Annotated in this window: 1 protein-coding gene; it reads right to left on the bottom strand. The window is 38.3% G+C overall.

Annotated elements, in window-relative coordinates:
- Positions 1-796 (bottom strand): condensation domain-containing protein (locus tag CHRY9293_RS18410; RefSeq protein ID WP_228455607.1); only part of this gene is annotated, 796 nt, incomplete at both ends.

Genomic DNA, 796 nt, shown 5'->3' with positions numbered 1-796 from the left:
TCACGCTGCCATAAAGCAAAATCCTTATAACTTATCGAGAGAGGAGGTAAATCAGGCTCAGTTCCCAATAACAAAGATTCATAAATTACAGACAACTCTCGGAAAAAGATATCGATAGACCAACCATCAAAAGCTATATGGTGAATAACAACCGTAAGATAAAAATCATCCCCTAAACTAAACAAGCGAACGGAAATCGGAAGCTCTTCTGACAATAAGAATACACGACCCATCTCTTTCCCTATCTCTAAGTCCAACTCTGCAACACTAGAAACAACAGTCTCACTAATACTTAACTCCTTATCACTAACATACTGGTACCCTTGACCTTCCGAATCCTTAAGAATCAACGTACGAAGAATATCATGACGTGATAAAAGACGCAAAAAAGAAGACTTTAGAACTGCAAGATCTGTGGTCCCCGATAAACCAAACACCATAGGAATGTTATATGCACTACTACCTCCTTCATACTGATCTAAAAACCATAAACGCTCCTGTGCAAAGGAGAGCTTCTGCTCTTCAACATCAGAGACCGTAATAACACGAATCATACTATTAGGCATAACAGCATCACTGCTTGCTAAAACATGGGATAATGAGAAAATATTTTTATGTGTAAACAGCATAGCAACCGTAACGGGATAGCCAAGATCTCCATGGATACGGCTGATAAGCTTTATAGCCATAATACTGTTACCTCCTAATCTGAAAAAATCATCATGAATACTGATACTGGAAGATTCCAAACCTAAGACCTCTCCATACAACTCCGCTAATTGTTTTTCTAAAACAG

Source organism: Chryseobacterium potabilaquae (genome assembly GCF_902728265.1).
Lineage (GTDB): Bacteria > Bacteroidota > Bacteroidia > Flavobacteriales > Weeksellaceae > Chryseobacterium > Chryseobacterium potabilaquae.
This window is presented reverse-complemented; position numbering and strand designations above follow the sequence as displayed.